Source organism: Streptomyces sp. NPDC025793 (assembly GCF_055558375.1).
Window position 1 is genome coordinate 1 of the sequence record NZ_JBVHMR010000117.1, and the last position, 5208, is coordinate 5208.

Consider the following 5208-nt stretch of genomic DNA (forward strand, 5'->3'; position numbering starts at 1 on the left):
AACATGGACATGCCCACCCGACGGCTCGTACGGCTGTCAGTACCACGATCGAGCGATCACGAACCGAGGAAGATCGGACTTAACGCCCACTGAGTCCTGCCAAGAGTTGGAGCTGTCATGCCCCAGCACGCCGCAGGCCTGGCACTCGCCGTCTCTGGCCACCGGGCGAACCCATGAGCCCGAGGGTTGACCCGGTCCATACGGCGCCATATCGTCGCAATGGATTAGCAAACATATGTTCGCTAATCGAACTCTCGGGGTGTGCCATTGCCCCTCGCGGCGCACGCTGGATCAGCTACCCGCCGATCATGGGATCCATGCTGTCGCAGGGAGACCTGAGGTGAGACGTATGAGCACCGACGTCCCGTCCGCGGCTGTACCAGGCCAACCCGTCGAGCTGGCCCGCCACCCCAGAGCGTATGCAAACGTCCTGATCCTGGTCCTCTGCGGCGCGGCCCTGGCCTACGCATTGAGTAACGCGCTGCTCACGCCTCTGCTGCCACGCATCGAGAGCACACTGCGCATACCGGCGGGTTCCGCGATGTGGATCGTGACCGCCGTGGCGCTTTCCGCGGGCCTCACCACTCCGGTGCTGGCCCGTTGGGGTGACAGCGCGGGTCGCAAGCGCGCCTTGGTCTTCGCCCTAGCTGCCCTCTCCGCGGGATCACTGGTCTGCGCGCTGGCCACCTCGTTCTGGCCGCTGGTGGTGGGTCGCGTGCTCCAGGGGTGCGCGGGTGTAGCCCTACCGATGTACATGCGCATCATGCGCGATGAGATGCCGGAAACCAGGCGGAACTTCGGGTTGGGCCTGGTCCAGGCGTGCAACTGGCTGGGGGCGGGCGCAGGCGGGCTGGTAGCTGGGTACGTCGCGATCCACACTGGTGGGTTCAGTTCGGTGTTCTGGATCAACTTCGCGGTGGCGGCGGCCGTGCTCGCGGCGGTACTCGTCATCGTTCCCAGATCCGGCGACGGACACCGTGTGGCGCTGGACCTCCAGGGTGCGCTGCTGCTCGCCGTGGCAACTGCCAGCGGACTGATCGCGCTCTCGGAAGGCGGTACATGGGAATGGACGTCGGCGTCCACCCTCGTGCTGCTGGCCGTGGCGGTCGTCGGATCGGCATCCTTTGTGGCCGTGGAACGCGCAAGTGCGTCGCCGATCATCGACCTGAAGGTCCTGGCGATTCCCGCGGCCTGGGGCCCGATCCTCACCGCGGGCGTCGGCATCGTGGGCTACTTCGGGGCGGGCATCGGTGTCGCCACCTACATCCAACTGCCCCCCGCGGTAGACGGTATGGCGAAGAACCCCCTGCAAGCCGCCGCCATGCTGATCCCGCTCGACTGCACGATCTTCATCGCCGCGCCGCTCGTCGCTTACCTCGCCGTGCGTGCCATCCGCCCCGGCTACTCGATGGTCGCGGGGCCGCTGCTGATGGCGCTGGGTACGGGCGGACTGCTCTGGGAGAACACCAGCCTGGTGGTGATCACGGTGCTCATGGGGGTGATCGGCTTCGGTTTCGGGCTGACCTTCGCGGCTTTGACGATCGAAGGGACCAACGGTGTGCCGAAGGAGCACGTCGCATCGATAATCGGTGTGTCGATCGTGGTGGTCAACGTGATGATCACGTTCTCCGGTGCCGTGCTGTCCTCGTGTGTCTCCGCGCACAGCGTGCGTCTGGGGCCTGCCGAGGTACCGACCCGAGCCGCGTTCACCAGCTTCTGGCAGTTCTGCCTGATCTGTTCGGTGGTCGCGGCCGGGCTGGCCGCCGCGTACGTGGTGGTCAGCAACCGCCACCGCCCGCCCGTGATCGGCGGGGTCGGCGCGTGATCCGTGATGATGCCTGTAGGGTGCCTTACCCTAAGCTTGGTCTTTGAGCTGCTGCTGTCGAACGTTGCTCGTACGCGTTCGCCCGGCCGGGTAATTCCCGCACGACAGGGCGGCCTTCGATCCTGTGTTCCGGATCAAGAAACACACGGGACCAGCACGAAGGCCGTGGACATGAGTGTGCTGCAACATGAGGCCCGGCGGGACGCGTTTGCCTGGGCGTCACACTTCCGAGACATCTTCCATGCATGTCTGACCGCGCGGGGTGACGCGCTCCTGTGCGTCGACGGGCCGGTGACTACACCGGTCGCCCTGACCCGGCCGCCGAGCACCGGCGCGGGCACGGCGCCATGTATGACGCGCTGAACCGCGGCCGGATCGGCGCTGCCCGTCTCGGCCGACTTCTGGCCGCGCTGCCGCAGCCGCAGGCCGCGGAAGGACGCCTCGTGCTGGCGGTGGATGTGACCAACTGGCTGCGCCCGGACGCGCTGGACCCGCCCCAAGCTCCGCACCCCTGAGGCCGCCGACCGCTGGACCTGGCTCGTCATCGCCGCCCACACCCAACTCCGGCTCCTCCGCGCTGCCGCCGCGGACCTCCGGCATCCCTGGGAGAAGCCCGTCGAGCCCGGCCGCCTTACCCCGGCCCGGGTTGGACGAGGGTTTCGGAACCTCCGCCCGCACTTGGCATGCCCGGTGGCCAGGTCGTCGTCGAACCTGGGCAGCATCTCCAGCTCGGCCACGGTCTCGTCGGCCGATTCAACGGCCCGCAGTGTGTGCGGCATCGCTCGGGCGGCGTCCGCAATGATGTGCGCGTCGCGGGCATCGGTCTTGGCCTCACCCGGGTAGAGGTCAGCGATGCGCCGCATCGTCAGGCCCGGGAGATAAGCGACGCGGCAGCCCACGTCGCGGGCCACGGCCAGAGGCAGCGCGCCTATGGAGGCAGGCTGGTCGACCACCACCAGAACGGTGCCGTGTTTGGCCTGGAGCTTGGTGAACACCTCACGAAGAGGCACGTTGCCCCAACCCGGTGACACCACTTTTTCGATCATCATCGACGAGGGGGCGAAGTCATGCCGGGGGCCGAAGGCCGGGAGCCTCATTGCGAGGCCACGAAGAAGGTAACTGTGATAGTCGAGATGCGGCCCGGGTTGGGCTGCTGCCAGGCTGGCGCTGACGTTCCGGCATGACCCACAAGGTAATTGGCGGCTCGTCAGAGCTTGCCGTGCCCCCGAGATGTCTGCCGGACGTCGGCGTCGGCCTGGCCCACCCCGTTGGCTTGATCAGCAGCTTGTCCGCCATTTCGACGTGACTCATCACAGTTCTGCCACGCGGTGACTCCACCCAGGCCGGCGCCGACCACGGTCGTCCAGCCCTTGAAGGAGAACCACCGCGTGACCATGCTCACAGAACAGGTCGACGGCGTCATCGGCGTCGACACCCATCGAGACACGCTCGCCGCCGCAGCCGTCAGCCCCACCGGCGCCGTCCTATCCACTACCGATGCCCCGGCCAACGCCCGTGGCTACCGTCGTCTGCTCGACTTCGCCCGCCGACACATTCCCGGCAGCCGCTGCTGGGCACTGGAAGGCATCGGTAGTTATGGAGCCGGCCTGGCCTCTTTCCTCGACCAGGCTGGCGAACGCGTCGTCGAGGTCTGTCGCCCCAAGCGGCCCGCCGTCCGCGGCGGACGCAAGACCGACATGATCGACGCCATCCAGGCGGCCAAGGAGGCCCTCGCCAGTGAGCACTTGATTCAGCCCCGTCTCCGCGGTGAACGCGAGGCGCTGCGAGTTCTCCTTGCCACCCGCCACGGCGCGGTCCTCGCCTCCACCGCCGCGATCAACCAGTTCAAGGCACTGATCATGTCCGCACCCGACGACCTCCGCGCCGAGCTGCGGAAGCTCAAGCGCCCGGCACAGGTCACGCGTTGCTCCCAACTGCGGGATCGTTCGGCCCACGACATCGAACACCGCATGACCGCACGGGCCCTGCGCTCGACGGCCCAACGCATACAGACTCTGCAGGCCGAGGCGAAGGAGCTGGAGAACGAGATCCTCAACCTCGTACGACAGCTGGTGCCCGAGCTGCTCGATCTCCTTGGTGTCGGGCCGATCACCGCTGCTCAGGTGCTGGTCAGCTGGTCGCATCCGGGTCGGTTCAGGTCCGAGGCGGCATTTGCTTCATTCGCCGGTGTCTCACCGATCCCGGCTTCCTCGGGGTTGACCAACCGGCACCGGATCAACCGTAGTGGCGATCGGCAGCTCAATCGGGCCCTGCACACCATCACGTTGAACCGGATGCGGCTGGACCCGGGAACGAAGACGTACGTCGCCCGCAGAGTCGCCGAGGGCAAGACCTCCCGGGACACCCAGCGGTGCCTCAAACGTGCCATCTGCCGTCAGCTCTTCAAGATCCTCGAACGCGCGAGCCGCGACAGCGAAGCGAATCCCGAAGATCTTCCTCAAGCAGCTTGACGCGATATAGCAGCCTCGGGGGCGAACTTGCAGATCCGTCGCCAGTGGACCGAGGCAGGCCAGGTTCCAAGATGCATGTCCTGTCGGACGCGAGCGGACTGGCACTACGCGTCGGACTCTCTGCGGCCAACACCCATGACAGCCTCGGACTGAAGCCGATGGTCGCCCATTTCCACGTAGGACACGAATCCCACAGCGACCATTCCAAGCCCCAGCGACTGCATGCCGACAAAGCGTACGACGTTCCTGACCTGCGGCGATGGCTGCACAGCCAGCACATCGGAGTCCGCATCGCCCGCAAGGGAATCGACTCAAGCCAACGACTGGGACGCCGACGGTGGGTCATCGAGCGCACCATCTCCTGGCTGACCGGCTACCGCCGCCTGTCACCCCGCTACGAGCGACATCCCCGCAACTACCTGGCCTTCCTCGGCCTCGCCGCGGCCCTCTGCTGCTACAAACGCCTCGTCAAACTGGCCATGTAGGACATGGTGTAAGTCGCTCGGGTACGGCTGCTCTCTCTTCACGTGCGCATCTCAACATGGACATGCCCACCAGGCGGCCCGGACGGCTATCAGTACCACGATCTGGCGATCAAGAACCGGAGGAGATCGGACTTAACGCCACTCGCAAGTGCGCGAGGCTCCTGGCAGAGAAGGTTGTTCGTGTTTGACAACCCATCTACCAGGAGCTTCGCCATTCTGATATGCCAACCCGCCAGCTTCATAATCAGGTTGAAGATCCTGATTGATTCGGCACTGGGGAGACGGCTATTCGGTTTGTGAGAAGGGTTGATGGTCGGACGTTGCCATGGGTTGCGGTCAGCAGGTGAGGTTGGAGCCTGCGGGGACGCCGAGGATGGAGGTGAAGGAGAGGTAGTCGTTGACGCGGTCCTGCATCTCGGCGGTGTTG

General features: G+C 65.9%; 3 protein-coding genes and 3 pseudogenes. 5 read left to right on the forward strand and 1 reads right to left on the reverse strand.

The genetic code is table 11. From position 1 onward, the window contains the following. The first annotated feature begins 349 nt into the window (after positions 1-349). The 3 genes and pseudogenes from ACZ4MF_RS48620 to ACZ4MF_RS48630 form a co-directional block, all read left to right on the forward strand. The gene (locus ACZ4MF_RS48620) at positions 350-1825 is read left to right on the forward strand and encodes an MFS transporter (protein WP_467500834.1); all 1476 of its coding nucleotides are present in this window, start codon (positions 350-352) and stop codon (positions 1823-1825) included. 347 nt (positions 1826-2172) lie between these two features. Further along, entirely contained in the window at positions 2173-2340 is a 168-nt protein-coding gene (locus ACZ4MF_RS48625) for a transposase (protein ID WP_467500837.1), read from the forward strand. Beyond that, a pseudogene (locus ACZ4MF_RS48630) lies at positions 2312-2515 on the forward strand (NF041680 family putative transposase); the annotation flags it as partial. The gene ACZ4MF_RS48625 and the pseudogene ACZ4MF_RS48630, both read left to right, overlap by 29 nt. Here ACZ4MF_RS48630 and ACZ4MF_RS48635 read toward each other — a convergent pair. Continuing rightward, positions 2485-2871: pseudogene (locus ACZ4MF_RS48635) on the reverse strand (IS110 family transposase); the annotation flags it as partial. The pseudogenes ACZ4MF_RS48630 and ACZ4MF_RS48635 overlap by 31 nt on opposite strands. A 342-nt stretch (positions 2872-3213) precedes the next feature. Here ACZ4MF_RS48635 and ACZ4MF_RS48640 point away from each other — a divergent pair. Together ACZ4MF_RS48640 and ACZ4MF_RS48645 are read left to right on the forward strand one after the other, a co-directional pair. Then, positions 3214-4296, forward strand: coding sequence for an IS110 family RNA-guided transposase (locus ACZ4MF_RS48640; protein WP_467500835.1), 1083 nt, complete (start codon positions 3214-3216; stop codon positions 4294-4296). A 17-nt stretch (positions 4297-4313) separates the two neighbouring features. Next, positions 4314-4781 (forward strand): annotated as a pseudogene (locus ACZ4MF_RS48645) (IS5 family transposase); the annotation flags it as partial. Positions 4782-5208: the final 427 nt, after the last annotated feature.

Coding starts and splice junctions, on each gene's coding strand:
- ACZ4MF_RS48620 (WP_467500834.1), top strand. CDS start 350: ATGAGCACCGACGTCCCGTCCGCGGCTGTACCAGGCCAACCCGTCGAG.
- ACZ4MF_RS48625 (WP_467500837.1), top strand. CDS start 2,173: ATGTATGACGCGCTGAACCGCGGCCGGATCGGCGCTGCCCGTCTCGGC.